Consider the following 26,618-nt stretch of genomic DNA (forward strand, 5'->3'; position numbering starts at 1 on the left):
ACGCCGACCTCGGCGCCAAACTCCGCGCCAACCTCGGCGCCGGCCAGACGGAATCCGACGCAGAGGCAGCTAACAAGCTGTAACCTCGTTGTCCTGCGGCGCCCCCGGTGCCGCTGACTGCGATTCACCTGAACACCCCGCTGCGGACCATCCGCGGCGGGGTGTTCTGCGTCCGCATGCCGTTTTCCACATACGGGACCCGGGCCACTGGCCCGGCAGGCGACGCCACCCTAGGCTCCCTACATGAACACATTCGCCGGTATCCCCGCCGCTGCTTTCGGCTTTTACGCCGAACTTGAGCAGAACAACAACCGGGAGTGGTGGCTGGCGCACAAGCCCAGCTACGAAACGCTCGTCCGGGAACCGCTGACTGCCCTGTTGGCCAAGCTGGAGCCGAGGTTCGGGCCCGCGAAGATTTTCCGGCCCAACCGGGACGTCCGGTTCTCCCCGGACAAGTCGCCGTACAAGACGGCCCAGGGCGCCCTCGCATCGTTCCAGGAGGGGGTGGGCTACTACGTGCAGATCAGCGCCGACGGGCTCCTGGTGGGCGGCGGCTGCCATTCGAGCTCACCGGCCCAGCTTGCCCGTTTCCGGAATTCCGTGGACGCCACCGGAACGGGCGAATCCTTGGAGCAGATCGTCCGCCGGGTTGCCGAGGCCGGCTTCACTGTGGAAGGGGAACGGCTCAAGACCGTGCCCAGGGGCTTCCCGCGCGACCATCCCCGGGCGGAGCTCCTCAAACACAAGTCGCTGTCCGCCAGCCAAGGGCTGGGTGAACCGGACTGGCTGTCCATGCCTGCGGCCACTGAGGAAATCGGCCGCCTCTGGGACGAGCTGAGGCCGCTCGTTGAATGGATGGGCCGCCACGCCGCGCCCTAAACTCACACCTCCTAAGGCGTCAGACGAGCGTTGGGCGTCAGACGTGCCCTTGGGCGTCAGACGTGCTGGCCGTCGGTGGCCAGGCGGTGCTCAAGGTTCGAGAAGAACACGGCCACCATCAGTTCGAAAGCCTTGGTCGCTTCCTCGGGCTGGTTCATCACCACGAAATCGAACTGCAGTCCGTAGAACGTGGAGGTGAAGAGGCGTGCGTCGGTGTCCGCGTACTCGGGGCGGATTCCCTGCACCACCAGCCAGTCGCGCGCTTTGTCGTGGAGCATGCGGAAGTGGTCCTGCGCTGTTCCGCGGGGCGAGGCGGCCACGACGTCCTGCGCGGTGGCCTCGAACTCCAGCCTTGCCAGATGCCGGTTCCGCTGGGCCATGGTCCACTGCCAGGATTCCATCAGGAAGGACCGCCAGGCGTCCCGGTCAATGTCGCGCACGTCCGTGGTGCGCATGCTGTCCAGCCGGGATTCGATGGAGCGGATGATCTCGTTGACCAGCTGTTCCCGGTTGCCGAAGTGGTAGACCAGAACGTAGGAGCTGATGCCCAGGCCCTCTGCGAGGCTCCGGAACGTGAGCTCGGCCAGGGTCTTGTCCATCAGGTAGTCCTGGATGGCGGACAGCAGCTCCGCCTTGCGCTCGGGTTTAACAGCTCTGGCCATGACTCCATCTTATGGAGTCATGGCCAGAGCGACTTCCGCGGGGCCCGCGGGACGGCGTGAGATCAGTTACGCGTGAGCGCTTCCTCGTCCTCGTCCTCGTCCTCCGGGTTGGCCTTCGAAGCGGCCTTGGGGGCGGTTTTCGGGGCGCCGTTGACGGCGGCCTTGGCTTCCGCGAACTTCTCGTTCAGCCGGGAGTGCCGCTGGCCGTAGGAGAAGTAGATGGCCACGCCGATGACCAGCCAGATGGCGAAGAAGATCCACGTCTCGACTGCCAGGTTGGTCATCAGGTAGAGGCACAGCAGCGCGGAAACCACCGGGAGGACCTTACCGAACGGGACGCGGAAGGCCGGCTTCAGGTCCGGGCGCTTCTTCCGCAGGACCAGGATGCCCAGGCTGACCATCACAAAGGCGGACAGCGTGCCGATGTTGATCATTTCCTCGAGCAGGTCCACGTTGGTCAGGCCTGCCACGACGGCCACAGCCGCGCCGCAGATGATCTGGAGGCGGACCGGCGTCGCACGGATGGTGCTGGTCTTGGACAGCGAGCGCGGCAGCAGGCCGTCGCGGCTCATGGCCAGGACCACGCGGGACAGGCCCATCAGCAGCACCATGATCACCGTGGTGAGGCCCACCAGGGAGCCGAACGCGATGACCTTGGCGGCGTCGGTGTTGCCCACGGCTTCGAAGGCGGTGGTCAGTGTGGGGTTCTTGGCCTCGGCCAGCTCCGTGTAGGACACCATTCCGGTCAGGGCGAGTGACACCAGGATGTAGAGGACGGTGACGATCGCCAGGCCGCCGAAGATGCCGCGCGGCAGGGTCTTCTGCGGGTTCTTGACCTCTTCGGCCGAGGTGGCCACGACGTCGAATCCGATGAAGGCGAAGAAGACGAGCGCGGCGCCGGCGAAGATGCCCAGGGTGCCGTACTGCGCCGGAACGGCTCCGGTCAGGAACCCGAAGAAGGACTGCTTGAGTACGTCGGCGGTGCCCGAGGCGGCCGTGGGTTCGGAGGCCGGAACGAACGGCGAATAGTTCTCGACCTTCACGTAGGTGAAGCCGACCACGATGACGAACAGCACGACGGCGATCTTGATCAGGGTGAAGATGTTGCCAACGCGGGCGGACAGCTTTGTCCCCAGCACCAGCAGGACGGTGAAAACGGCCACGATCAGGAAGGCGCCCCAGTAAAGGTCGATGCCGCCGAGCGAGATGGCGGGCGGAATGTCCACGCCCATGAGCGCGAAGACCTTGCTGAGGTAGATGCCCCAGTACTTGGCGATCACGGCACCGGCGGTGAAGAGTTCCAGGATGAGGTTCCAGCCGATGATCCAGGCCAGCAGTTCACCCATGGTGGCGTAGGTGAAGACGTAGGCGGAACCGGCCACCGGAATGGCGGTGGCAAACTCGGCGTAGCACATGATGGCCAGCGCACACGTGACGGCGGCAATGGCGAAGGAAATTGTCACGGCGGGGCCGGCGAAATTCGCGGCGGCCTTGGCTCCGACAGAGAAGATCCCGGCACCAACGGCGACGGCGACGCCCATGATCATGAGGTCCCACGTGCTCAGGGAACGCTTCAGCTTGCGTCCGGGTTCATCGGCGTCGGCAATTGACTGCTCGATGGATTTCGTCCGGAAAAGGTTCATAGGAAAGTCCACAATCTCGATAGCTTGCTGGAAACAGACTTATCAAGAGTAGTGTCCATCCAGTGGACGGTCACATTTATCCCAGATAGTGAGACGCGCGTAACGGCTCGGAACGACGATCTCGGCGGTCCGGACCGGCGATTCCGACGCGGGAACGAGACGCGGGAACGAACAGTTGCGGCCCCCCGGGAGAGGGGCCGCAACTGTTCGTTCGCGCTGTGTTTCGGCGCCGTGTTCGGGCGGGGCCGCTACCGGGCGGGGCCGCTCAGGACGGCCAGTCCATCAGTGTTGACCGGATGAGGAACCGCCTCCCTTCCGGCGCCTCCACCGAGAACCCGCTCCCCCGGCCCTGCACCACATCCACTGTCAGGTGGGTGTGGCTCCAGTAGTTGAACTGCTCCCTGGACATCCAGAACTCGAGCGGCTTCGGCTCCACACCGTCGGCGATGTCGAACAGCCCCAGGAGGACGTCCGCCTCCGCCGTGATGAAATCACCCGCCGGGTAGCACATGGGCGAGGAGCCGTCGCAGCAGCCGCCGGACTGGTGGAACATCAGGGGACCGTGCTGGCCCCACAACATCCGGAGTAGTTGGACGGCCTCCCCGGTGAGCGCCACCCGGGAGAAGTCCTCCCCGGGCAGCGTCACCGCGGCTTCGAGCCTGGTATGGGGCATCAGAACCTCAGCACCACACGGCCGTCGATCTTGGCGTGCTTCATCTCGTCCAGGACCGCGTTGACTTCGGAAAGGTCCCGGGTGGAAACCGTGGGGTGGATCTTGCCCTGCGCGTAGAACTCCAGGGCTTCCTCGAGGTCCTGCCGGGTTCCCACGATCGAGCCCCGGACGGTCAGGCCCTTGAGCACAATCTCGAAGATCGGTGCCGGGAAGTCGCCCGGCGGCAGGCCGTTGAACACGATCGTGCCGCCCCGCCGGGCCATCCCGATCGCCTGCCCAAAGGCTGACGGGTGCACTGCCGTGACCAGGACTCCATGGCAACCTCCGGTTTCACGCTGAATGACTTCCACCGGGTCCTCATGGAGGGCGTTGACGGTCAGTTCGGCGCCGTGTTTCTTGGCTAAGGCGAGTTTGTCGTCGGCGATGTCCACTGCGGCAACCCGCAGGCCCATGGCCACGGCGTACTGGACCGCGATGTGGCCCAGGCCGCCGATACCGGAAATGGTGACCCATTGGCCCGGCTTGGCCTCCGTCATCTTCAGGCCCTTGTAGACGGTGACGCCGGCACAAAGCACCGGGGCGACCTCCACCGGGTCCGAGCCCGCGGGGATGCGGGCGGCAAAGCGGCTGTCCACCAGCATGTACTGCCCGAAGGAGCCGTCCACGCTGTACCCGGCATTCTTCTGCGCTTCGCACAGGGTTTCCCAGCCGGTGCGGCAGTACTGGCAGTCGCCGCAGGCGGACCAGAGCCAGGCGTTGCCTACGAGGTCTCCTACGGCGAGGTCGGTGACACCGTCGCCGAGCGCTACCACTTCGCCCACGCCTTCGTGGCCCGGTACAAAGGGCGGCGACGGCTTGACCGGCCAGTCCCCTTCGGCGGCGTGCAGGTCCGTGTGGCACACGCCCGTGGTGATGACCTTGACCAGCGCCTGTCCGCGGCCCGGGGTGGGGACGGGGATGTCCTGGATCTGGAGGTCTTTTCCGAATTCTGTCACTACGGCTGCTTGCATTGTCGTCGTCATTGGCGAAATCCTTGCGTCGTTAAAGCGTTGCTTTAGGGGTCGGGCTGTAGGGGTGTTGCTGCCTTCCTGAGGGGTGTCCAGGTGGTGCGGGCGGGAACGGATGCGTGCAATCCGTCCCCGCCCGGGCTTGGTGCGGCCTAGAAGAAGCCGAGCTTGTTTTCGTTGTAGCTGACCAGCAGGTTCTTGGTCTGCTGGTAGTGGTCCAGCATCATGGAGTGGTTCTCACGTCCGATGCCGGAGGACTTGTAGCCGCCGAACGCGGCGCCAGCCGGGTAGGCGTGGTAGTTGTTGACCCAAACGCGGCCGGCCTGGATCTCGCGGCCGGCGCGGTAGGCCACGTTGCCGTTGCGGGACCAGACGCCGGCGCCGAGGCCGTACAGGGTGTCGTTGGCGATGCCCATGGCGTCGTTGTAGTCGCTGAAGCGTGTCACGGAAACCACCGGGCCGAAGATCTCCTCCTGGAAGATCCGCATTTTGTTGTGGCCTTCGAAGACGGTGGGCTGGACGTAGAAGCCGCCGGCCAGGTCGCCGGGCAATTCAGCGCGGCCGCCGCCGGTGAGCACCTTCGCGCCCTCCTGCTTTCCGATGTCGATGTAGGAGAGGATCTTCTCCAGCTGGTCGTTGGAGGCCTGGGCGCCCACCTGGGTTTCGGTGTCCAGCGGGTTGCCCTGGATCATCTTCTCCACCCGTGCCACGGCGTCGGCCATGAAGGAGTCGTAGATGTCCTCCTGGACCAGGGCGCGGGACGGGCAGGTGCAGACTTCGCCCTGGTTGAAGGCAAACAGGGCGAAGCCCTCCTGCGCCTTGTCGTAGAACGCATCGTTGTTCTCGGCAACGTCGTTGAAGAAGATGTTGGGGCTCTTGCCGCCCAGTTCCAGGGTGACCGGGATCAGGTTCTGGGACGCGTACTGGCTGATCAGCCGGCCGGTGGTGGTTTCACCGGTGAAGGCGATCTTGCGGATCCGCGGGCTGGAGGCGAGCGGCTTTCCGGCTTCGACGCCGAAGCCGTTGACCACGTTGACGACGCCTGCGGGCAGGATGTCGCTGATGAGCTCCATCAGGACGAGGATGGACGACGGCGTCTGCTCGGCCGGCTTGAGGACCACGGCGTTGCCGGCGGCGAGTGCCGGGGCGAGCTTCCAGACGGCCATCAGGATCGGGAAGTTCCACGGGATGATCTGGCCCACGACGCCGAGCGGCTCGTGGTAGTGGTACGCGGTGGTGTCGTCGTCGAGCTGGGACAGGCGGCCTTCCTGGGCGCGGACGGCGGAGGCGAAGTAGCGGAAGTGGTCTGCGGCCAGCGGAATGTCCGCATTGAGCGTTTCGCGGATCGGCTTGCCGTTGTCCCAGGATTCGGCGACGGCGAGCATCTCGAGGTTTTCGTCGATGCGGTCCGCGATCTTGTTCAGGATCGCCGCGCGCTCCGCAACGGACGTCTTGCCCCAGGAGGGTGCGATCTTGTGTGCGGCGTCCAGTGCCAGTTCGATGTCCTCGGCCGTGCCGCGGGCCACCTCGCAGAATGCCTTGCCGGTGACCGGGGTGATGTTCTCGAAGTACTGGCCCTTGACGGGGGCAACCCACTCGCCGCCGATCCAGTTCTCGTAGCGGTCCTTGAACGTGACCTTCGAACCCTCGGTACCGGGCTGTGCGTAGACAGTCATTGCTAGCTCCTTTGCTGTGCAAGATGATTGGCGGCCAGTGCTGGCGGCCGCCGTTGCATTCAGCGTAGGAGCGGGGAGGTTGCAGTCAGGTTGCAACCTAAGTGACCCGGCTCACGTTGCGGGAGGTTAGGCGCTCAGTTCGATTTCCAGCCGTTCAAGATCGGCGACGACGGCGGCCCGCTTGGGCGAGCGCGGCGGAAGGAGCCGCAGCGCGGCTGTGCGGACGCCGACGTCGTTCTTGGCTTCCGGCAGTTCCGCGTACTTCAGCAGCGCATCGGCGCTGCCGTCGGTGAGCACCGCTTCGCGCAGCAGCGAGGAGACGCGGTCCCTGAGGTCGACGATGCCCGGCGCTTCCGAGCGGGGCAGCACGGCGCCGCGGTAGATCTCCAGGGCGATGCGGTGGGCCCCGCGCTGCAGGCAGTTGAGGACCTGGCCGGAGTCCGGCATCAGGTCCATCGGCAGCCGGTAGGGGCGGGAGCCGGGGACGGCCTCCGGGCTGAGCTGTTGGAGGACCTTGCGCAGGCGCACCATCTCGGGCCGGAGCGTCATGGAGGAGCCTTCGCCCGGATAGAGCAGCGTGCAGAGTTCCTCCGCGCTGAGACCGTCCGGGTGGACGCTGAGAAGCGCCAGGATTTCGCTGTGCCGGGCCGAGAGCGCCACGGTGCGGCCCTCGATGCTGAGCAGTGCCTGGTCCCGGCCCAGGATCTGGAGGCTGTTGCGGTAGAGGCTGCCGGTGCCGGCAGCGGACGCCGTCCGCCCGGCGGAAGCCGCGGACCGCCGTCGGGCCGGTGCCGCCTGGCGCGCGGCCGCCAGCTGGAGCCTCTCCACGCGCAGCTGGGCCTGGGCCGCGGCAACGGTGGCTTCCACCAGTGAGAGTGTGTGTGGTGCGACGGCGGATTCGGTGCCGGTAATGTCCACCACCCCCAGCAGGGCGCCGGAATCGGGATCGTGGAACGGCACAGCCGTGCAGCTCCAGGGGTGGACGGAGCGCTTGTAGTGTTCCGCACCGGAAATCTGGATGCTGCGGCCCAGGGCCAGGGCTGTGCCGGGAGCGCTGGTTCCCACGCTGGCCTCGGACCAGTCGGCGCCGGCCACGAACATCATGCCTTCGGCCCGGCGCTGCGTCACGGCGTCGCCCTCCACCCAGAGGAGCCGGCCCACGTCGTCACCCACGGCGATCAGCAGTCCGCTGTCGTGGCTGGGCAGGACCAGGAGCTTATGGATGACGGGCATGATGGTGGCCAGGGGATGCTGGCTGCGGTATTCGTCCAGCTCTTCCCGGTCCATGGCCAGCGGCGCTTCCGGGTTGTCCGGATTCGCCCGGAACTGGACTGAGCGCTGCCAGGATTCCTCCACGAGGCTGCGCAGTCCGGGCACACGACCGTTATTGGCCTGGCCCGAGGTGCCGGCACTGAGCGGGCCGGGTCCGGCCAGCAGCTCGTGGCCCGCGAGGGCATGCCGCTGGAGCAGTGCCGCAGCGTCGCGGCTGTCCGCGCTGCCGGGGACGGCCGGCTGCATTGTTTTCCTCATTGGACTCCCCTGCCGGCACAACAGTGTGCCAGGCGTGACGGCATGCCGAAGTGGCTTGGTCCGGACAGTCTAGTTCCCGCCCGGCGGCGCCGCCACCGGTCAGTGGACACCGGTCAGTGCGCCCTCCAGGAGCGGGGTCAGTCCCCGGCGCTGCGGGAGATGCGGATCATTTCCTCGCGCGGCACAACCTTCACCCGTTCACGCACGACGCCGGTATCCGCTTCCGCTTCCGTCCACGCCTTCCCGAGGGCTACTTCGTGCGCGTCGAGCCTGTTCCAGCCTTCCCAGGTGGTGTACTCCACACCGCGCTCCTCGAGCAGGGCGATGATGGCGTGCGGATCCGGGTTCTGCGCCGGCGGCAGGGTCAGCCGGTCCTCGAGCAGGCAGCCGATGGTCTCCAGGGCATCGCCCTTCGTGTGCCCGATGAGGCCGACCGGACCGCGCTTGATCCAGCCGGTGGCGTAGATCCCCGGGACGGGATTGCCGTCCCGGTCGAGGACCCGGCCGCCCTCGTTGGGGATGACGCCTGCCTTGGCGTCGTATTCGAGTTCGTCAAGCGGCGATCCGTGGTACCCGATGGCCCGGTAGACAGCCTGGACGGGGTAGTCGATGTACTCCCCGGTGCCTTTGACGTTGCCTGTGCCGTCCAGCTGCATCCGCTCAAACTTGATGCCCGCAACCTTGCCGGCGGCAGCACTGTTGCCAGCGGCGGACGGTTCGCCGCTGTAGATTTCGACCGGGCTGTGCAGGAAGTGCAGGTGAAGCCGGCGGGAGGAGGGGACTTCGGCTTCGGCGTGCTCTTCGACCAGCCAGTTGGTCATGGTGTTCACCATGGTCTTGGTCTGGTTGTTGGTGCGGATGGCTTCCTCGGAGGCTTCGTCGAACTCAAAGTCCTCGGGGTACAGCACGATGTCCACGTCCTTGGCGTGGCTCAGTTCACGCAGTTCCAGCGGGGTGAACTTCACCTGGGCCGGGCCGCGGCGGCCGAAGACGTGCACGTCCGTGACCGGGGAGTTCTTCAGCGTCCGGTAGACGTTGTCCGGGATTTCCGTGGACAGCAGCTCGTCGGCGTGCTTCACCAGCATGCGGGCCACGTCCAGGGCAACGTTGCCGTTGCCGATCACGGCGATTTCCTTGGCGTCCAGCGGCCAGTCACGGGAAACGTCGGGGTGGCCGTCGTACCAGGAAACGAAGTCGGCGCCGCCGTAGGAGCCCTCGAGTTCGACGCCGGGAATGTTCAGGTCCGCGTCCTTGATGGCGCCCGTGGAGAAAATCACGGCGTCGTAGAAGGCACGGAAATCATGGAGTTTCAGGTCGCGGCCGTAGGTCACGTTGCCGAGGAAGCGGATGTCGCCGCGGTCCAGGACTTTGTGCAGGGCGTTGACGATGCCCTTGATGCGCGGGTGGTCCGGAGCCACGCCATAGCGGATCAGGCCGTACGGCGCAGGGTAGGCCTCGAAGAGGTCGATACTGACTTCAAAGTCGCCGTCCTTGACCTCGTTGGACTTGGTCAGGATGTCCGCAGCGTAGACGCCGGCCGGTCCGGCGCCGACGATCGCGACGCGGAGTGGACGTTTGGGGGTGGTTTCGGCCGAATTGGACACCGGGAGCCCTTCCAGAACTGAGAGACTGCGCCAGGTCACTTAGCGCACAATTCCCCCATTCTAAGTGGTCAGCCCGCTTTCCTCGGGGAGTTATTGAGGGATACGACGTCGCCCTCCCGGTACAGCAGGGCGCGCAGTTCGGATTCGGCCGAGCCCGTCCGGTGCGGGTCGATGGTCTCCCCCGCGGAAAAATGATCCAGCAGCCGGGGATCCACATAGCTTTTCCGGGCGATCGACGGCGTGTTCCCCAGCACCGCCGCAGCGTCCTGCATCGCCAGGCTGATGGCCCGTTTCTTCGCGGCCACCGTCGCCTGCGGCCCGGACCGGGCGAGGCTGACGGCTGCCGCCACCGTGCCCCGGAGGGTGCGGAAATCCTTGGCCGTGAAGTCGGCGCCGGTGCGTTCCTTCACGTAGTCGTTGATCTCCGCACTGCCCACGGGATGCCAGCTGCGTCCGTTCTTGTACGCCAGGAGCCTGGCGTTACCACCGCGGCGCTTGAGCGAACGGACAAGGGCGGCGAGGTCGGCGTCGTCGATTTCCGAGTCCCAGGTTTTGCCGCTCTTGGCGGGGAAGCTGAGCCGGAGGGCCTCCTGCTTCACTTTCACGTGGGCGCACAGCAGGGTGGCCAGGCCGTGGCTGCCGTTCTCGTTGGTGTACCGTTCCGATCCGACCCGCAGCGATCCGCTGTCCAGCATCCGGAAGGCACCCGCCAGGACCCGTTCGCGGGAGAATCCCTCGCCGCGGAGGTCCATGGTGACCAGCCTGCGCGCGCCCGGCAGGGATTCGGCGAGCTGAAGGGCACGGTCGAACTTGAGCCGGTCCTTCTTTTCACGCCAGGCCGGGTGGTAGATGTACTGCCGGCGGCCCACGGCGTCCAGTCCGGTGGCCTGGATGTGGCCGTTGTCGTAGGGCGCAATCCACACGTCGGTCCAGGCCGGCGGAATGCCGATGCTCTCCAGCCGCTCCCGGACAGGACCCGGGGGCAGGGTGGAACCGTCCAGGTCGCGGTACGTGAAGCCGGTGCCCGCGGCCAGCCGCCGGTAGCCCCTCCCCGAGGCGTTGCTGTGGCGGAGCCTCACCGGGGGGCCTGTTCAGGATGCGAGTTCATAGTGGTAAGCGTACTGAGTACCGCAAGACCCGGGGATACCGTTCCCGGAGGATCGGCACCGTGTTGGCGGAATACCGCCGGCGCAGGTGGTGTTATTGATCGTGTGCCTACACCCGACGGAACCGCCACCCCCACTGCCATGACCGCACCGGGCCGCCCTGTTTCCGGTGCCGCGTCCCACGGCGCGTCCGGCGGACAGCCGCCACGCCCCGGCGTCGCGCTTAAGGCAGTGGACAAGGATACGACGGCGGATGTCCTCTTCGGGATCGGCGCGTACGGACTCTGGGGGCTGCTGCCCCTGTACTTCTTCGTGCTGCAGCCCGCCGGTGCAGTGGAAATCGTGGCAAACCGGGTGGTGTGGTCGCTGGTGTTCTGCACGCTGCTGGTGACGGTTACCCGTTCCTGGGGCGTCCTGGCGGCGGCCTTCCGTGACCGTGCCATTTTCGGCACGTTGTCCATCGCCGCAGCCCTCATCGCGGTGAACTGGCTGACGTATACGTACGGCGTGACCACCGGCCAGGCCGTGGAGGCTGCCCTGGGCTACTTCATCAACCCCCTCGTCTCCGTCCTGCTGGGCGTGTTCGTGCTGAAGGAAAAGCTGCGTCCGCTCCAGTGGGCCGCCGTCGGCATCGGTTTCATTGCTGTGGTGGTCCTGACGTTTTCGTACGGCAAACTCCCGTGGATCGCGCTGACGCTGGCGGTGAGCTTCGGGCTCTACGGCTTCGTGAAGAAACGGATCGGTCCCAAGGCTGACGCAGTGACCAGCCTGACGATGGAGACGGTGGTGCTCACACCCCTGGCGGCCGCTACGATGATCTTCCTTGCCGTCAGCGGCACCAACACACTCGGAACCCAGGGCTCCACCCACTTCTGGCTGCTGGTTTCCTCGGGCGTGATCACGGCCGTGCCGCTGCTGTTCTTCGGAGCGTCCGCCCGCCGCCTGCCCATGACCACCATCGGGCTGCTGCAGTACTTCGCGCCCGTGCTCCAGTTCATCGTTGCCCTGGTGGTGTTCAAGGAGGCCATGACCCTGGACCGCTGGATCGGCTTCGGCGTGGTGTGGCTGGCTCTGCTGGTGCTGACCGTGGACATGCTTGCCGCGACGCGCCGGAACTCCGTGGCCCGGAAGCGTGCGCTGCGGGAAGCGCGAGCGGACACTTAAGCCCCGCGTCCTCAGCGCGAGCGGGCAGATAATGCCCTGTTTTTCGCTTTTTGAGGGCATTATCTGCCCGTTCGCGCTCTGCTTCGAGGCCGCAAATGCCCGTTCGCGCTGGACGTGCTGCGGCGGGTCAGGGCGCCATTGCCGTGTCCACCCGCTCGTACTCGCGCGGGATGACCACCATGGGCACGGGCAACGCGCGGAGCACCTTGTTGGCCGTGCTGCCAATGAACAGCTTGTTCTTCTCCGCCAGGCGCGAGGACCCCACAATCAGGATCTCGCCGTCGTCCCATTCAAGGTCGTCGATGCACTCCTCGATGGTGCGGCCGTGCGCCACTTCCACCGTGACGTGGTGCCCCTCAGGCAGGCGGCGCGACGCTTCGGTGAGCACGGTGTTCGCGTGGATGTGAGCCGCGTTGACCACTTCGCCCGGGTCCCCTTCGGCGTCGAGCTCCACCAGGGAGACCATCCGCAGCGGCACGCTCCGGCGTCCGGCCGCCCCGATGGCGACGTCGATCGCCGCTTCCGCGCCGGCACGCTGGCCGACGGCGAGGGTCAGCCGGGTGATCGCCTCCGTCCGGCGGTAGCCGCGCGGAGCCAGCGCGACGGGCACGGGCGAAGCATGCAGGAGTCCGTTGGCCACGCTGCCCACGGTGTGGCGCTTGAACAGGCCGTTGCTCGCCGCCCCCACGACGATCAGCGCGGCGTCGTGGTCAACGGCGGCCTCGATCAGTCCCGCAGCGAACGAGTCCGCGTGCCGCGCATGGAACTCCACGGGGACGTCATCCGGGACCAGGCTGAGTCCTTCGCGCTGTGCGTCCTGCACGGACTTCTCGTTGGCGAGGACATGCCCGCTCGCCACGTCCTGGGCAACATGCAGCCCTTTGTCCACTACAAAGACCAGATCCAGCTGCGCGCCCTGCGCCCGGGCCAACGCGGTGGCCAGGGCAACGGCATCCGCGCCGCGTTCGTTTGGTGTGTAGCCAACTACGTATCGCATGGGTGAACCCCTCTTTGGGTCTGGGGCAGAATCCAGCCTCGCCCGGGGTTCCCGGGCGACGTCGGCCGGTCTGCGTTCCTGCAGTGGTACTGCTGACTCTAGCCCACACGGGCACCAATGAGGGGGGACATTTTCCACCGGAAAACACGGAGAGCCGCGGACCATCGGTCCGCGGCTCTCCGGCTGTCATGACAGCGGCTGGGCGTGCGCCATCAGTGGCTAGGCGTGCGCCTTGATGGCGGCGGCCAGCACCTCGAGGCCGTCCAGCAGCAGCTCGTCGCCGATGACCAGCGGGGGCAGCAGCCGGATGACGTTGCCGTACGTGCCGCAGGTGAGGATGATGACGCCTTCCTTGAGGCAGGCGGCTGCAACGGCCTTGGTCAGCTCCGGGTTGGGTTCCTTGGAGCCGGCCTGCACGAGCTCGATGGCCAGCATGGCGCCGCGGCCGCGGATGTCGCCGATCACGGACTTCTCCGAACCGGCAAGCTCAGCCTGCAGTTCGCGGAGGCGGCCGGTGGCCAGTTCCTCAATGTGCTTGGCACGGCCGTTGAGGTCGTATTCCTCCATGGAGCCGATCGACGCGAGGGCCGCGGCGCAGGCCACCGGGTTGCCGCCGTAGGTGCCGCCGAGGCCGCCCGGGTGGACGGCGTCGAGCAGGTCTGCCCGGCCGGTGATCGCGGAGAGCGGCATGCCGCCGGCGATGCCCTTGGCCATGGTGATGATGTCCGGGACAACACCCTCGTGGTTCACGGCGAACCATTCGCCCGTGCGGCAGAAACCGGACTGGACTTCGTCGGCAATGAAGACGATGCCCTTGTCCTTGGCCCAGGCGGCCAGTGCCGGCAGGAAGCCGTCGGCCGGGACGATGAAGCCGCCCTCGCCCTGGATCGGTTCGATGATGATCGCAGCCACGGACTCGCCGCCGATCTGCTTCTCGATCATGGTGATGGCGCGCTTGGCGGCCTCTGCACCGGTGATCGAGGGGTTTTCCTCGCGGAACGGGTAGCTCATGGGCATGCGGTAGACCTCGGGCGCGAACGGGCCGAAGTTGGTCTTGTACGGCATGGCCTTGGCGGTCAGGGCCATGGTCAGGTTGGTGCGGCCGTGGTATGCGTGGTCAAAGGCGACGACGGCGTCACGTCCGGTGGCGAGGCGGGCCACCTTGACGGCGTTTTCCACTGCTTCGGCACCGGAGTTGAACAGTACCGTGCGCTTCTCGTGGTCGCCGGGGGTGAGGCGGTTCAGCTGCTCGGCGACGGCCACATAGCCTTCGTACGGGGTGACCATGAAGCAGGTGTGGGTGAAGTGCTCCACGGCTTCCTTCACGGCGCCGACGACGGCGGGATCGGACGCGCCGACGCTGGTCACCGCGATGCCCGAGCCGAGGTCGATGAACGAGTTGCCGTCGACGTCGTGGATGATTCCGCCGTCGGCGTCCGCCACGAAGACGGGGACGCTGGAGGCGACGCCGGCTGCCACAACGGCCTTCCGGCGTTCGGTCAGGGCGACGGACTTGGGGCCCGGGAAGTCGGCCTGGACGCGGCGTTTCTGCTCGAGACGGAAGGTGAGGTCATGGGCGGTTGCAGTCATGGGAATGCCTTTCTGGACTGGGTGGGGCCACGCCGGCCGGGTTCCCTGGCCGAAGCGAAGCGAGGTTAGGGTGCCGGTGGGGATTATGCGTCTGAGTTATGCGTCGAGCGCAGACATCACGTGCTTGATGCGCGTGTAGTCCTCGACGCCGTACATGGAGAGGTCCTTGCCGTAGCCGGACTGCTTGAAGCCGCCGTGCGGCATTTCAGCGGTCAGCAGGATGTGGGTGTTGATCCACACCGCGCCGAAATCCAGGTCGCGGCTGACGCGCATGGCCGTGCCGTGGTCGGTGGTCCAGACGCTGGAGGCCAGGGCGTAGTCGACGTCGTTCGCCAGCTCCACGGCTTCGGCCTCGGTGCTGAACTTCTGCACGGTGATGACCGGCCCGAAGGTTTCCTTCTGGACAATGTCGTCGGTCTGCTTGGCGCCGGTGATGATGGTGGGCTCGAAGAAGAAGCCCTTGTCCCCCGCCCGGTGGCCGCCGGTGACAATATTGCAGTTCGCCGGCAGGTGCTCCACCACCGACGTCACGGCGTTGAAGTGGTTCACGTTGTTGAGCGGGCCGAAGTAGTTGTCCTCGTCGTTCTGCGAGCCGGTGTGCAGGGTCTTGGTGTGTTCCACCATGGCTGCCACGACGTCGTCGTGAACGGAGTCTTCCACCAGAACGCGGGTGATGGCGGTGCAGTCCTGGCCGGCGTTGAAGAACGCGAACTCGGCGATGGCCGCGGCGCTCTTCTTGATGTCGGCGTCCTTGAAGACGATGGCCGGGGCCTTGCCGCCGAGCTCCAGGTGGGCGCGCTTGAGTCCCTTGGCGGCACCGGAGGCCACGGCGATGCCGGCCCGGACGGAGCCGGTGATGGAGACAAGGCCGGGGACCTTGTGCTCCACCATCATGGCGCCGGTTTCGCCGGTGCCAAGCACCACGTTGAGGACGCCGGCCGGGAAGATCTCCCCGGCGAGGCGGGCGAGGACCAGGGTGGACTCGGGAGTGGTGTCCGAGGGCTTGAGCACCACGGTGTTGCCGGCGGCGAGCGCGGGGCCGATCTTCCAGATGGCCATCAGGAACGGGTAGTTCCAGGGGGCAACCTGGGCCACCACGCCGATGGGCTCGCGGCGCACGTAGGAGGTGTGGCCCTCGAAGTACTCGCCGGCCGACTTGCCTTCGAGGATGCGGGCGGCGCCGGCGAAGAAGCGCAGCTGGTCGGCACCGGCGGCCACTTCCTCGGAGGCGATCAGCGAACGGACCTGGCCGGTGTTCCGGTGCTGGGCTTCGACGAGTTCATCGCTGTTGGCCTCGACGGCGTCCGCAAGCTTGAGCAGCATCAGCTGGCGCTGTGCCGGGGTGACGTGCTTCCAGGTCTTGAAGGCATCCTTGGCAGCGGTCATGGCGGCATCGACGTCGGCCTGCACGGAGATGGGCGATTTCGCCACCACCTCACCGTTGGTGGGATTCACGATGTCCAGCAGACCGGTGCCGGCGGGCGTGACGAACTCGCCATTGATGAAGTTCTGCAAGGTTTGGACCACGGTGTTCAACCTCTTTCATGCTGGTTTCTGTAACCGGTTCTGCCACCGGCCCAGTGTTGCGACTGCTCCTGAGCCTATGCCAGGGCCACTACGCAGGGAATAGCCACCTGCACACCATCCGCCGAATCCTTTAGTGCGGTTGCCCAGGGCGCAGTTATCCTGAATCCATGGCAATTTCCCTCGCCGCCCTGCTGGGCGTCCAGTCGCTCAAGCTCGTCAAATCCGGCCTCGCCGAGACGACGTGGCACCAGGACATCCACTGGGTTGCCGTCACCGAGCAGGAGGACCCGCAGCGCTTCCTCAACGGCGGCGAACTGGTCCTCACCACCGGGATGCGACTGAAGTCCGCCCCGGACCAGCGCCGCTTTGTGCGGCAGGTGCAGCGGGCGGGCGCAGTGGGGATCGGCTTCGGGATCGGTCTGACGCACGACGCCGTTCCGCCGGCGCTGATTGCCGAGGCCAACCGCTGGGGCCTTCCCGTGGTGGAAGTCCCGTACGAGACGCCGTTCATTGCGATCACCAAGCTGGTGGCGGATGCCCAGTCCGCGGACCACTACGCGAAGCTGGAACGGCTCATCGCGGGACACCAGATCCTGGCCCGCGCCCTGCTGACCGGCGGCGGCCTCTCCGAGCTCCTCAAGAATCTTGGCTCCATGCTGCGCACGGACATTATCCTGACCCAGTTCACCGCCCAGCTGTACAACAGCGTTGCCGGCAACCCCGCCCCCACGGCCGATACGTGGGCCTCCTACCCCATCCCCACCGGCCGGCGTGACGCGTGCACCCTCTGGGTCCGGCAGCCGTTCGAGGACTCCGGCATCGTGGGTTATGCCCAGAACCTCATCAGCGTCGAGTTGAACAACATGGTCAAGCAGCGGCAAGCGCAGCGGGCGCTGTCCGGCCAGGTCCTGGAGGACGTGATCCACGGGACCCTGGAGTCCAGTGAGGCGGCCCGGCGGCTTGCCGGCATCGGCATCAACAGCACCCGCAAAAGCGTGGTTATCCTTGCCGAGTCCGCGGCGCATCCCAAGCAGCTGGTGAGTTCCTCGATGCCGCGGCCGCTGGAGCACGGCGTGACCGCCGTCGTCGGGAAGGACCTGATCGTCGTTGTCCAGGACGACGGCAGCGGGGCGGCCGCCCTGGCCAGGAACCTCAGCGACCACCTGGCCGAGGCCGGCATCCACGCCACGATCGGCATTGGCGGCGCCTACACCAAACCCAACGGGGTGCGCTGGAGCTACTTCGAGGCGCGCGACGCGGCCAGCCACGGCCTGCCCGTCAACGAGCCCGAGCGCCTCAGCCTCACGTCGCTGCTCCTGGCCAGCGAGGATGTGCCGCTGGCGGACATGGCGAACGAGTCCCTCAACCCGCTCCGGAACTTCGACGCCCTGCATGGCGCCGAGCTGATGGCCACGCTGGAAAGCTACCTGAACAACAACGGCTCGGTGGCTGCCGTCGCCGAAGAGCTGACGCTGCACCGCAACACCGTGCGGTACCGGCTGGCGCAGATCACCGAGCTGACCGGCTATGACCCCGCCCAGACCCAGGACCGTGTGCAGCTCTGGCTGGCCCTGGCGGTGCAGCGGCTGAACCAGCGCCAGCAGCGTTAGGCGCCGTCCAGCCGTCCGGAGATGTTTGCCACATCTTTACAAACATCAAACGTCTAACGTCTAATGTTTAAGTATGGCAACCACGACGACGGCGGCACCGCCCGGAACTGACACCCCACCTGCCGAGCGGGCAAAGGCAGCCCGGCCCCGCGCCGTCGTCGTCTTCGGAATCATTGCCTTTGTGCTGATCGGACTCAACCTCCGCGCCGGGATCACCGGGGCCTCGGCCCTGCTCCACGACCTCCAGGAAGTCCTGGGCTACGGTGCGTTCGTTGCCGCCGTCATCCCCTCCGTTCCCACGCTGTGCTTTGCGGTGGCGGGTGCGGCCACATCCTGGCTGACGCGCCGGATGGGCGTGGAAAAAGCCATCCTGCTGGCCCTGGGAATGCTGGCCGCCGGGCTCCTGGTCCGCGGCATCCCGTCCACGGGCATGCTGCTGGCCGGAACCGTCGTGGGGATGTCCGGGCTCGCCGTCTGCAATGTGGCCATGCCGTCCTTCATCCGCGAGCACTACGCGGACCGCACCTCCCTCATGACGGCCCTCTACACGGTCACCATGACCACGGGCGCCACGGCCACAGCCGTGATGGTGGTCCCGGTGGCCCAGCTCCTGGGATCGGCATCGGCGGGGCTTGGCTCCATCGGGCTCCTCTCCGTGGCCGCCTTCCTCGGCTTCCTCCCGGTGGCACTCCACGCGCACCGGAACGCCACCCCCGGCCAAGGCGCCAGCATCTCCCCGTGGCCGCTGATCCGGACCCGTAAAGGCGCGCTGCTCACCGCCATCTTCACGCTCCAGGCACTGCTCGCCTATGCAGTGCTGAGCTGGTTCCCGTACATGCTCACCACCACCGGGCTCACCGCGACGGACAGCGGCCTGATGTACGGGCTGATGCAGCTGGTCTCCGTGCCGGCGGGCATGGTGCTCCTGGCCATCGGCTCCCGCCCGCGGATGCTCCGCCCGGCCTTCTACCTGGCAAGTGTCACCATGCTCCTGGGCATTACCGCCCTGATGCTGCTGCCCGCAGCGCTTGCCGCCGTTCCCGCCGCGCTGCTGGGGTTCGGCCTGGGCATCTTCCCGCTGGTCATGGTGATGATCAGCCGGAGCGGCCGGTCGACGGCGGAAACCACCGCCATGTCCACGCTGGCGCAGTCCGTGGGGTACCTGCTGGCCACAGCGGGCCCGTTCGGCATGGGCCTGCTGCACAGCGCGACGGGCGGCTGGACCGTGCCGCTGATCCTGCTGCTGGCCATCGCCCTGACCCAGATCGTGGTGGGGCACCTCCTGACGGCAAGGACCAAGCCATGACCCTCACCGCCTCACCCCGGCCTGTACTGGCAGACGAAATCACGGACAAGCTCCGCGGGATGATCCATTCCGGCGAATGGCAGCTGCAGCAGAAGATCCCCGCAGAGCCGGAGCTGATGGCCCGGCTGGGCGTGTCCCGGGGCACGCTCCGCGAGGCCATCAAGGCGCTGGCCCACAGCGGCATGCTGGAGGTCCGCCGCGGCGACGGCACCTACGTCCGGGCCACCAGCGAGATCTCCGGCGCGGCCCAGCGCATGTACAAGGACCACACCCAGGAGCACATCCTCGAAGTCCGGGTGGGGCTGGACACCCAGGCGGCCCGCCTGGCCGCCCGCAACGCACAACCCGAACACATCGCTGCCATGAAGGCGCTGCTGGCGGAGCGGCGCGACGCCTGGAACGCTGAGGACTACCCCGTCTGGGCCCGCGCCGACTGGGACTTCCATGTGCTGGTGGCGCAGGCTACGGGGAATCCGCTGCTGCATGAGCTGTACGTCAGCTTCGGCGGCGTGTTCCATGCCGACCTGCTTCGGCAGCAGCGCCGCAGCGGCTTCAACGGGCTCCCCGACGAAGGGCACGGCGAGCTGGTGGATGCCATCGAGGCGCACAACGAAGCGGCTGCCGTGGACAGCGTCAACCGGAACCTGAACTCCTGCGCCGAGTGGCTCGGCGTGTAGCCGGAGCCGTAACTCAGTAGGCTTAGCTATTTGGGGAGTTCCTATCCCGGCCGCAGCCGGTCCGGGCGTCCCGTTCCTGCACGCTGACGAATTGGAGTACCCCTTGGCCAGATCAGTCGACATCACGGTGGACGGCAAACGCCCGGACCCCTGGACAGACGGCCTGGGCAGGGTGGGCGTACGCTCGGCCCAGATCCTGCTGATCCTCACTGTTGTGGTGGTGTCCGTCTTCGCTCTGCTGCAGATCCGGCTCCTGGTCATTCCCGTGCTGATCGCCCTGATCCTGGCGGCCGCCATCATGCCGTTCGTCAACCTCCTGAAGCGCCGGGGCCTGCCGGCCTCCGCGGCCACTGCAGTGGCCTTCGTGGGCTTGCTCGCCGTGCTGGCCGGTGTCACCACCGTGATTGTCGCCTCCATCCGCAGCCAGTGGGCGGACCTTGCAAGCCAGGCGTCGTCAGGCCTGGACGAACTGCAGTCGTTCCTGCTCAACGGCCCCATCCCCGTGGACGGCGAACAGATTGAACAGGCACGGGCCGCCATCGTGGAATTCGCCGCCAGCAGCCAGGTCCGCTCCGGAGCCATTACCGGACTGTCCGTCATCACCGAGTTCCTCGCCGGGGCCAGCCTCATGGTGGTGATCCTTTTCTTCTTCCTCAAGGACGGGGCCGCCATCTGGAACTTCTTCCTGCGGCCTTACACCGGCGCCCGCGAGGCCAAGCTGCGCCGATCGGGCGCACGCACCATTCAGGTTCTGGGCGATTATGTGCGCGGGACAGCCATCGTGGCCCTGGTGGACACGGTGGCCATCGGCACGGCACTGCTGGTCCTGGGCGTCCCGCTGGCCATCCCGCTGGCCATCATTGTTTTCATCGGCGCTTTCGTTCCGATCGTGGGAGCCACCGTGGCAGGCATCCTCGCGGCGCTTGTGGCACTCGTAGCCAACGGACCCGTGGTGGCGCTGATCGTGGTGATCGTGGTGATCGCCGTCAACCAGCTCGAGGGCAACCTGCTTCAGCCCGTCGTGATGGGCAAGTCGCTGCAGCTGCACGCCCTGGTCATCCTGCTGGCTTTGACGGCAGGGACCATCCTCGCCGGCATCATCGGCGCCGTACTGTCCGTCCCGCTGGCAGCCGTGATCTGGGCGATCGTCCAGGTCTGGACCACTGACGCCAGGGAATCGGAACCGGCAGGCTCAGCAGCGGCCGAGGAACCCGCAGACCCCGACCTTGCTGCCGCGGACGCCAGCCGGTCCTAGCAATACCCGCCGACTGATAGTAAGCACCCTTATCAATATCTTGGTAGGGTGGGGCATGCGTAAAATCAGCACCATGAACGGAACCGGAACTCTCTTTGGCTGGGCCTTCGGCGACCCGGCACGGTCCGGCGACGAGTCGTACGTTGACGAACTGCGCCGCGAAGCTCTCGCCAACGCCAGCCAGGACGCCAAGTCGCGGGGTTTCGGCGTCGAGGAAGGCACCGAAAGCTACGCGGTCATCAACCCGGCCGAAACCCTCGCGGACGTTCACACGGCACCGGACCGGCTCATCGTCCGCTGCACCGTGAAACTCACCGGCCCGGGCGCCGAAAAAATCCACGCCGAAGGCCCCATGAACGGCTAGCGATGCCTGATGACGATACGGCCCTCGGAGAAGCCGCCAACGCGGCCGAGGCGGCGTCCAACACCAAGGTGCTGGACGTCGTCGCACGTTCCGGGTTTGCCGTGATGGCCCTGCTCCACATCGTGATCGGGGCCATCGCCATCGCCTTGGCGCTGGGCCAGCCGGGGCAGGCCGAGCCGACGGGAGCCATCGAACAGCTCGCCGCGAATCCGTGGGGCCCCGGCGTGATGTGGGCCGGGCTGATCGGCTGTGCGGGCCTGGCGCTGTGGCAGCTCAGCGAAGCCACCCTGCGCGCCCGCCACCTGCCGGCAGGCCAGCGGATCGGCAAACTCGTCTCCTCCGGTTTCCTCGCGGTGGCCTACGGCAGTGTGGGGCTCACGTTTGCAGGGTTCGCGGTCGGCCTGCGCGGCGACTCGGGCGATTCCACCAGGGACTTCAGCACCGCCCTGGTCCAGGGACCCGTCGGCGTGCCGGCCCTCATCGCGCTGGGCCTGACGGTCACCGGCGTCGGAATCTATTTCATCGTCAAGGGCGTCCGGAAACAGTTCAAGGAGGAACTGCATCACTTCGAGGGCACCCGGCGCGGACGCATGATCAGTGCACTGGGCGTGGCCGGCCACGTGGCCAAGGGCATCGCCCTGATCCTCGCGGGCATGCTGTTCGTGGTGGCGGCCGCGACCAACCGGCCGGGCGACTCCACCGGTCTGGACGGCAGCCTCAAGGCGCTCCGGGACCATCCTGCGGGGCCGTTCCTCCTGATGGCCATTGCCGCCGGCCTTATCAGCTACGGGCTGTTTGCATTGCTCCGGGCCCGGTTCGGGCGGATGTAAAAATAGCGCGAACCGGCAGCTGATGACGCCAAACCCGTGGTTTGCGGTCATCTGCTGCCGGTTCGCGCTAACGATTGGGCGTACTGGCGAAAGCGCTAGACCTGCGCGGCTACTCCGTCGCGGGAGATGGACACCATGTCCTCGCGCGGCACAACCTTGACCCGCTCGCGGGCAATCTCGACGCCGTGCGATCCGGTCTCGGTGGCCTTTTCGCCGAGGGCCCGCTCGTGCGCGTCCAGTGCCAGCCAGCCTTCCCAGCTGGTGTACTGCACGCCGCGGTTTTCCAGCAGTTCGACGACGGCTTCCGGAGCCGGTGCGGCTGCCAGCGGCAGGTTCGCGCGGTCTTCCAACAGGTAGGTCACGGTTTCGAGGGCGTCGCCCTTGGTGTGGCCGATGAGGCCCACCGGGCCGCGCTTGATCCAGCCGGTGGCGTAGACGCCCGGCACGTGGGTGCCGGCAGCGTCCAGCACGCGGCCGCCGTCGTTCGGTACAACACCCTTCTTGTGGTCGAACTCGACCTCCGGCAGGGCTGAACCGAAGTAGCCGATGGCACGGTAAACGGCCTGGACCGGGTAGTCCACGAACTCGCCGGTGCCGCGGGCATTGCCCGTGCCGTCCAGCTCGGTGCGCTCGAACTTCATGCCGGCAACCTGGCCCGGGTTTTCCGCGGAGTCGTAGATTTCGACCGGGCTGTGCAGGAAGTGCAGGTGCAGGCGGCGGGAGGCCTTGAGCTCGGAGAGCTCTTCCGGCTGCTCGGCGATCCAGTTGGTGAGGGTGCCCACCATGGTCTTGGTCTGGTTGTTGCTCTGGACCTGGCGGTCGGATTCCTCGTCGAACTCGAAGTCCTCCGGGTAGAGGATGATGTCCACGTCCTTGGAGTGGGCCAGCTCGCGCAGTTCCAGCGGGGTGAACTTCACCTGGGCCGGGCCGCGGCGGCCGAAGACGTGCACGTCCGTGACCGGAGAGGACTTCAGGCCGGCGTAGACGTTGTCCGGGATTTCGGAGACCAGGAGGTCGTCTGCGTGCTTGGAGAGCATGCGGGCCACGTCCAGTGCCACGTTGCCGTTGCCGATCACAGCGATTTCCTTGGCGTCCAGCGGCCATTCGCGGGACACGTCGGGGTGGCCGTCATACCAGGACACGAAGTCGGCGCCGCCGTAGGAGCCCTCAAGTTCGATGCCCGGGATGTTCAGGTCCGCATCCTTGATGGCGCCGGTCGCGAAGATGACGGCGTCGTAGTGGGTGCGGAGGTCCTCGATGGAGAGGTCCGTGCCGTAGTCCACGTTGCCGAAGAAGCGGATGTCGCCGCGGTCCAGGACCTTGTGCAGGGCGTTGACGATGCCCTTGATGCGCGGGTGGTCGGGGGCCACACCGTAGCGGATCAGGCCATAGGGCGCCGGGTAGCGGTCAAAGAGGTCGATGCTCACGGTCAGCTCGCCGCTCTTGACGGCTTCGCTCTTGGTGAGGATGTCGGCGGCGTACACGCCGGCGGGGCCGGAACCCACGACGGCGACCCGAAGCGGGCGGGCGGCAGAACCTACGGTGGTGCTATTTGACACGGCTGTGTTCCTTTTTTCTGTCACGGCCCAACTAGGTCGCAGCAGATGTCGTTTTGAGGGCTCAAAAGGACACCTACTGCTACTTAGTTGGGAAGGGGCTACGGGGCTACTTGGTCAGTACACGGGGACGGTTCGGGGTGATGGTGCTGTAGTCGGCAGTCTTGAAGTGCGACGGCGCGAACGGGCTGACGCGGACAACGTCACCGATCACGATCACCGCGGGATTCGCGACGCCGGCGGCCTCGGCCTGGTCAGCGATGGAACCGACAGTGCCGATGGTCACGCGCTGGTTGGGCAAATAGCCATTCTCAACGATGCCAACTGGAGTGTCCTGAGGCAAACCGGCACCCACCAGGGCGGCGGCGGATTCGCGGAGCTGGCCCACTCCCATGAGCAGCACGATGGTGTGGTCTGCCCGGGCCGGGACCTCGGAGAGTTCCTCGTGGCCGGTGACCACGCTGAAGCCCTTGGCCAGGCCGCGGTGCGTCACGGGAATGCCGGCAGCTGCGGGAACGGAGATCGCCGAGGTCACGCCGGAGACCACCTCAACCTCGACGTCGTGCTGTCGGCAGAATTCTGCTTCCTCGCCGCCGCGGCCCAAAACGTAGGGGTCTCCGCCCTTGAGCCGGACCACGCGGTGGCCTTGGAGTGCCTCGTCCACGAGGATCCGGTTGATCCCGGCCTGCGGCACGGGATGGTGGCCGGGGGTCTTGCCCACCTCGATGACGCGGACGTCGGGGGCGAGTTCGTTCAGGAGGTCGCGGGGTCCGAGGCGGTCCGCCACCACGACGTCCGCCTGGCCCAGGAGCCGGCGGCCGCGGACGGTGATGAGCCCGGTATCGCCAGGGCCGCCGCCCACAAGGGCCACGCTTCCCCGGTGGGCCCGCTGGCGGCGGAGCGGAAGGTCGCCGGTTTCCAGTGCGGTGGCGACGGCGTCGCGCAGGGCCATGGCGCGGCGCGGGTCTCCCCCGGCGTTCACGGCGATCTGCACGTCGTCCACCACGGCGACGGCGGGGGTCCAGGCGGCGGAGGCTTCGTGGTCGGAGGCGTTGACGCACCAGACGCGCTGCGCTTCGGCGTCGGCCGAGACCTGGGCGTCCACGGCGGAATCGCCGGTGGCGGTCTGCACGAACCAGGCGCCGTCGACGTCGGACGTACGGTAGGGGCGCTGCTCCCAGATGAGGAGGCCGGCGTCGGCCAGTTCCTCAAGTCCCGCGGAGGCAACGGGGGCAACCACAGTCACCCGGGCACCGGCGTCGAGCAGCCCTTTGGCGCGGCGCGTGGCCACCGGCCCGCCGCCCACCACCAGTACCGGGCGGCCCAGCAGGCGCAGTGCCGTGGGGTAAATGTCCTGAATTGCCATGGATCAACGGTAGGGCCGTGTCATATACCGGAACAACGGCGCGGAAACACCAGTTCACGTAAGGTAACGCTGCGTCACATTGCTTGTGGCGCCCAGTCGGCGTGCGGCGCCTCCTCAGCCTGCGGACGGCGGTCCCTGCGTCAGTGCCTGGTTCAGCAGGGCGTTGGCCGTCCACCGCATCGACGCAACGGCAGCTTCCCTGCTGAGGCCGCCCACATCTGTCAGCCACACCAGCGACTCGATCCCGGTGGCACTGCGGATCGCCAGAACCAGCCGGCGGATCTCTGCGTCGGACAGCTCGGGCTGCAACGGGGCAAGCGCCTCGGTGATCCAGCCGATGGCGCGGCCCTGGCGCAGCGGAAGGCCCCGCTCCCGGCCGTCCGCAGGTTCCAGCGAGAGCCGCAGCATGGTCCGCTGCTGCGCCTCGGTTTCGATGATCATTCCGGTGAACTCACGCACCACGGCATCCAGGCGCTCGGCCACATCCTCCGGCGGATTATCTGGCAGCATCGATGCCCGCGCGGTCTCCGGATGGGCCGCAGCCAGCAGCTCCCGTTGGCCCGGGAAGTACCGGTACGCGGTGCTGCGGGCGACACCGGCCAGAAGCGCAGCCTCGTCCACCGTTGGCGCGGCACCGGACGCGACGAGTTGGCGCGCCGCGGCCACCAGGGCGTCAAGGGTGCGGCGCTTCTGACCGGTGCGCCCGACGTCGGCATAGGGTCTTGACATGTCATTTATGGTACCCCAGTCTTGTTATGGGACAAAAGTCCCATAAGTCTTCCGACCAGCATCGAGGCGACCACCATGGAGACGAAGAAAGTTGCATCCGCTTTAGTACTGCAACCCGGCGAGGGAGCCCGCCGCTGGTTCTTCGGCGGCGGGGTGCAGACCTGGAAAGCCACGGAAGAAGACACGGCCGGCGCGTTCCTGCTCTTCGAGGATGAAATGGCCCTCAACAAGGTCACGCCGCTCCATACCCATCCCGACTCGGACGAGACGATGTATATCCTGGCCGGCGAGATCCTGATGAACATGGACGGCGCCGAGCACCGGGTCGCAGCCGGCGGGGTGACCATCGCGCCGAGGGGTGTACCGCATGCGTTCAAAGTCACCCAGGAGGGGACCCGCGTGCTCTGCCTGCACACACCTGGCGGCGCCCAGGCCTTCTACTTTGGCGCCAGCGAGCCGATTGGCGCTGATGACGACGGTGCGCGGGTGGTGGACTTTGACCGGATCCGCGAATCCGGGCGTGTGAACGGCGGCATTGAGATCATCGGGCCGCCGCCGTTTCCCGGAGCGTAGGCTTCCGGAGCCTCGCCGTCGTGGTCGACGACGCGCCGTCGTGGGGCACTTTGCAGATAATATGGCCGCACGGTGGCTCAATCCGCGGCGTGTCCGTGTCGAAGTGCCCCATTTGGGCCGCCGGGGCACCTCATCCAGACATAACAGCAGAGCCCGACGGCGGGACTCGCCGTCGGGCTCTGCTCTTTGGTTTTGTTCGGGCGGCCTAAGGCGCGGCCCTAGGAGTCTGCTGAATTAGTCGTGGGTGGGCGCGTCGACTGGACTGGTGGGCCTGGTGGTTAAGACTGGTCTTAT

The 26,618-nt window shown here is 66.8% G+C and carries 23 protein-coding genes; 9 read left to right on the plus strand and 14 right to left on the minus strand.

The genetic code is table 11. The features are described from left to right. The first annotated feature begins 243 nt into the window (after positions 1-243). Positions 244-879 (plus strand): DUF2461 domain-containing protein, encoded by a 636-nt coding sequence (locus PV761_RS21665; RefSeq protein WP_347899667.1) that lies wholly within the window; start codon positions 244-246, stop codon positions 877-879. Between the two features lie 56 nt (positions 880-935). On the opposite strand, the gene PV761_RS21670 is transcribed toward PV761_RS21665, so the two are convergent. From PV761_RS21670 to PV761_RS21705, 8 genes are all read right to left on the minus strand, one after another. Then, on the minus strand, positions 936-1,541 hold the full coding sequence (locus tag PV761_RS21670) for a TetR/AcrR family transcriptional regulator (protein ID WP_347899668.1): 606 nt from the start codon (positions 1,539-1,541) through the stop codon (positions 936-938). 62 nt (positions 1,542-1,603) lie between these two features. Further along, entirely contained in the window at positions 1,604-3,184 is a 1,581-nt protein-coding gene (locus tag PV761_RS21675; RefSeq protein ID WP_347899669.1) for an amino acid permease, read from the minus strand. A gap of 265 nt (positions 3,185-3,449) precedes the next feature. Then, on the minus strand, positions 3,450-3,857 hold the full coding sequence (locus PV761_RS21680; RefSeq protein ID WP_347899670.1) for a DUF779 domain-containing protein: 408 nt from the start codon (positions 3,855-3,857) through the stop codon (positions 3,450-3,452). Beyond that, positions 3,857-4,879: an alcohol dehydrogenase AdhP gene (adhP, locus tag PV761_RS21685; protein WP_028272765.1), complete on the minus strand. Its 1,023-nt coding sequence runs from the start codon at positions 4,877-4,879 to the stop codon at positions 3,857-3,859. The genes PV761_RS21680 and adhP overlap by 1 nt, the downstream gene beginning before the upstream one ends. Positions 4,880-5,016: 137 nt before the next feature. After that, positions 5,017-6,540: an aldehyde dehydrogenase family protein gene (locus PV761_RS21690; protein ID WP_028272766.1), complete on the minus strand. Its 1,524-nt coding sequence runs from the start codon at positions 6,538-6,540 to the stop codon at positions 5,017-5,019. Positions 6,541-6,666: 126 nt separating this feature from the next. Next, a complete protein-coding gene (locus PV761_RS21695; RefSeq protein ID WP_347899671.1) occupies positions 6,667-8,070 on the minus strand; it encodes a GAF domain-containing protein in 1,404 nt (467 codons plus the stop codon). A 137-nt stretch (positions 8,071-8,207) separates the two neighbouring features. Then, on the minus strand, positions 8,208-9,674 hold the full coding sequence (locus tag PV761_RS21700) for an FAD-dependent oxidoreductase (RefSeq protein ID WP_028272768.1): 1,467 nt from the start codon (positions 9,672-9,674) through the stop codon (positions 8,208-8,210). Between the two features lie 68 nt (positions 9,675-9,742). Then, the gene (locus PV761_RS21705; RefSeq protein ID WP_347899672.1) at positions 9,743-10,753 is read right to left on the minus strand and encodes a DNA topoisomerase IB; all 1,011 of its coding nucleotides are present in this window, start codon (positions 10,751-10,753) and stop codon (positions 9,743-9,745) included. Between the two features lie 132 nt (positions 10,754-10,885). Between PV761_RS21705 and rarD the strand changes: the two genes are divergently transcribed. Continuing rightward, positions 10,886-11,944: an EamA family transporter RarD gene (gene rarD / locus PV761_RS21710; RefSeq protein ID WP_347899673.1), complete on the plus strand. Its 1,059-nt coding sequence runs from the start codon at positions 10,886-10,888 to the stop codon at positions 11,942-11,944. 127 nt (positions 11,945-12,071) lie between these two features. Here the strand turns inward: rarD and PV761_RS21715 are convergent, their stop codons facing one another. From PV761_RS21715 to PV761_RS21725, 3 genes are all read right to left on the minus strand, one after another. Beyond that, a complete protein-coding gene (locus PV761_RS21715) occupies positions 12,072-12,941 on the minus strand; it encodes a universal stress protein (protein WP_028272771.1) in 870 nt (289 codons plus the stop codon). A 219-nt stretch (positions 12,942-13,160) separates the two neighbouring features. Then, positions 13,161-14,531, minus strand: a complete 1,371-nt coding sequence (gabT, locus tag PV761_RS21720; RefSeq protein WP_028272772.1) for a 4-aminobutyrate--2-oxoglutarate transaminase — start codon at positions 14,529-14,531, stop codon at positions 13,161-13,163. A gap of 96 nt (positions 14,532-14,627) precedes the next feature. Continuing rightward, positions 14,628-16,058, minus strand: a complete 1,431-nt coding sequence (locus PV761_RS21725; protein WP_028272773.1) for a gamma-aminobutyraldehyde dehydrogenase — start codon at positions 16,056-16,058, stop codon at positions 14,628-14,630. A gap of 167 nt (positions 16,059-16,225) precedes the next feature. Between PV761_RS21725 and PV761_RS21730 the strand changes: the two genes are divergently transcribed. From PV761_RS21730 to PV761_RS21755, 6 genes are all read left to right on the plus strand, one after another. Next, a complete protein-coding gene (locus tag PV761_RS21730; protein ID WP_347899674.1) occupies positions 16,226-17,668 on the plus strand; it encodes a PucR family transcriptional regulator ligand-binding domain-containing protein in 1,443 nt (480 codons plus the stop codon). 73 nt (positions 17,669-17,741) lie between these two features. Beyond that, positions 17,742-18,974: an MFS transporter gene (locus PV761_RS21735; protein ID WP_347899675.1), complete on the plus strand. Its 1,233-nt coding sequence runs from the start codon at positions 17,742-17,744 to the stop codon at positions 18,972-18,974. Then, a complete protein-coding gene (locus PV761_RS21740) occupies positions 18,971-19,651 on the plus strand; it encodes a FadR/GntR family transcriptional regulator (RefSeq protein WP_347899676.1) in 681 nt (226 codons plus the stop codon). Before PV761_RS21735 ends, PV761_RS21740 begins: the two co-directional genes overlap by 4 nt. Before the next feature lie 103 nt (positions 19,652-19,754). Continuing rightward, complete coding sequence (locus tag PV761_RS21745; RefSeq protein ID WP_347899677.1) at positions 19,755-20,906, plus strand: AI-2E family transporter; 1,152 nt, start codon at positions 19,755-19,757, stop codon at positions 20,904-20,906. 73 nt (positions 20,907-20,979) lie between these two features. Next, on the plus strand, positions 20,980-21,270 hold the full coding sequence (locus PV761_RS21750; protein ID WP_347899678.1) for a hypothetical protein: 291 nt from the start codon (positions 20,980-20,982) through the stop codon (positions 21,268-21,270). A gap of 2 nt (positions 21,271-21,272) precedes the next feature. Beyond that, positions 21,273-22,100, plus strand: coding sequence for a DUF1206 domain-containing protein (locus PV761_RS21755; protein ID WP_347899679.1), 828 nt, complete (start codon positions 21,273-21,275; stop codon positions 22,098-22,100). A 95-nt stretch (positions 22,101-22,195) separates the two neighbouring features. Here the strand turns inward: PV761_RS21755 and PV761_RS21760 are convergent, their stop codons facing one another. The 3 genes from PV761_RS21760 to PV761_RS21770 all read right to left on the minus strand — a co-directional run bounded on the left by PV761_RS21760 (position 22,196) and on the right by PV761_RS21770 (position 25,751). Beyond that, positions 22,196-23,659, minus strand: a complete 1,464-nt coding sequence (locus PV761_RS21760) for an FAD-dependent oxidoreductase (protein ID WP_347899680.1) — start codon at positions 23,657-23,659, stop codon at positions 22,196-22,198. Between the two features lie 106 nt (positions 23,660-23,765). Further along, entirely contained in the window at positions 23,766-25,022 is a 1,257-nt protein-coding gene (cobA, locus tag PV761_RS21765; RefSeq protein WP_347899681.1) for a uroporphyrinogen-III C-methyltransferase, read from the minus strand. A gap of 114 nt (positions 25,023-25,136) precedes the next feature. Continuing rightward, positions 25,137-25,751, minus strand: coding sequence for a TetR family transcriptional regulator (locus PV761_RS21770; protein ID WP_347899682.1), 615 nt, complete (start codon positions 25,749-25,751; stop codon positions 25,137-25,139). Between the two features lie 75 nt (positions 25,752-25,826). Between PV761_RS21770 and PV761_RS21775 the strand changes: the two genes are divergently transcribed. Then, positions 25,827-26,324, plus strand: coding sequence for a cupin domain-containing protein (locus PV761_RS21775; RefSeq protein ID WP_347899683.1), 498 nt, complete (start codon positions 25,827-25,829; stop codon positions 26,322-26,324). Positions 26,325-26,618: the final 294 nt, after the last annotated feature.

The sequence above is a fragment of the Arthrobacter sp. CC3 genome, from assembly GCF_039907775.1.
In the GTDB taxonomy this organism is placed as follows: Bacteria; Actinomycetota; Actinomycetes; order Actinomycetales; family Micrococcaceae; genus Arthrobacter.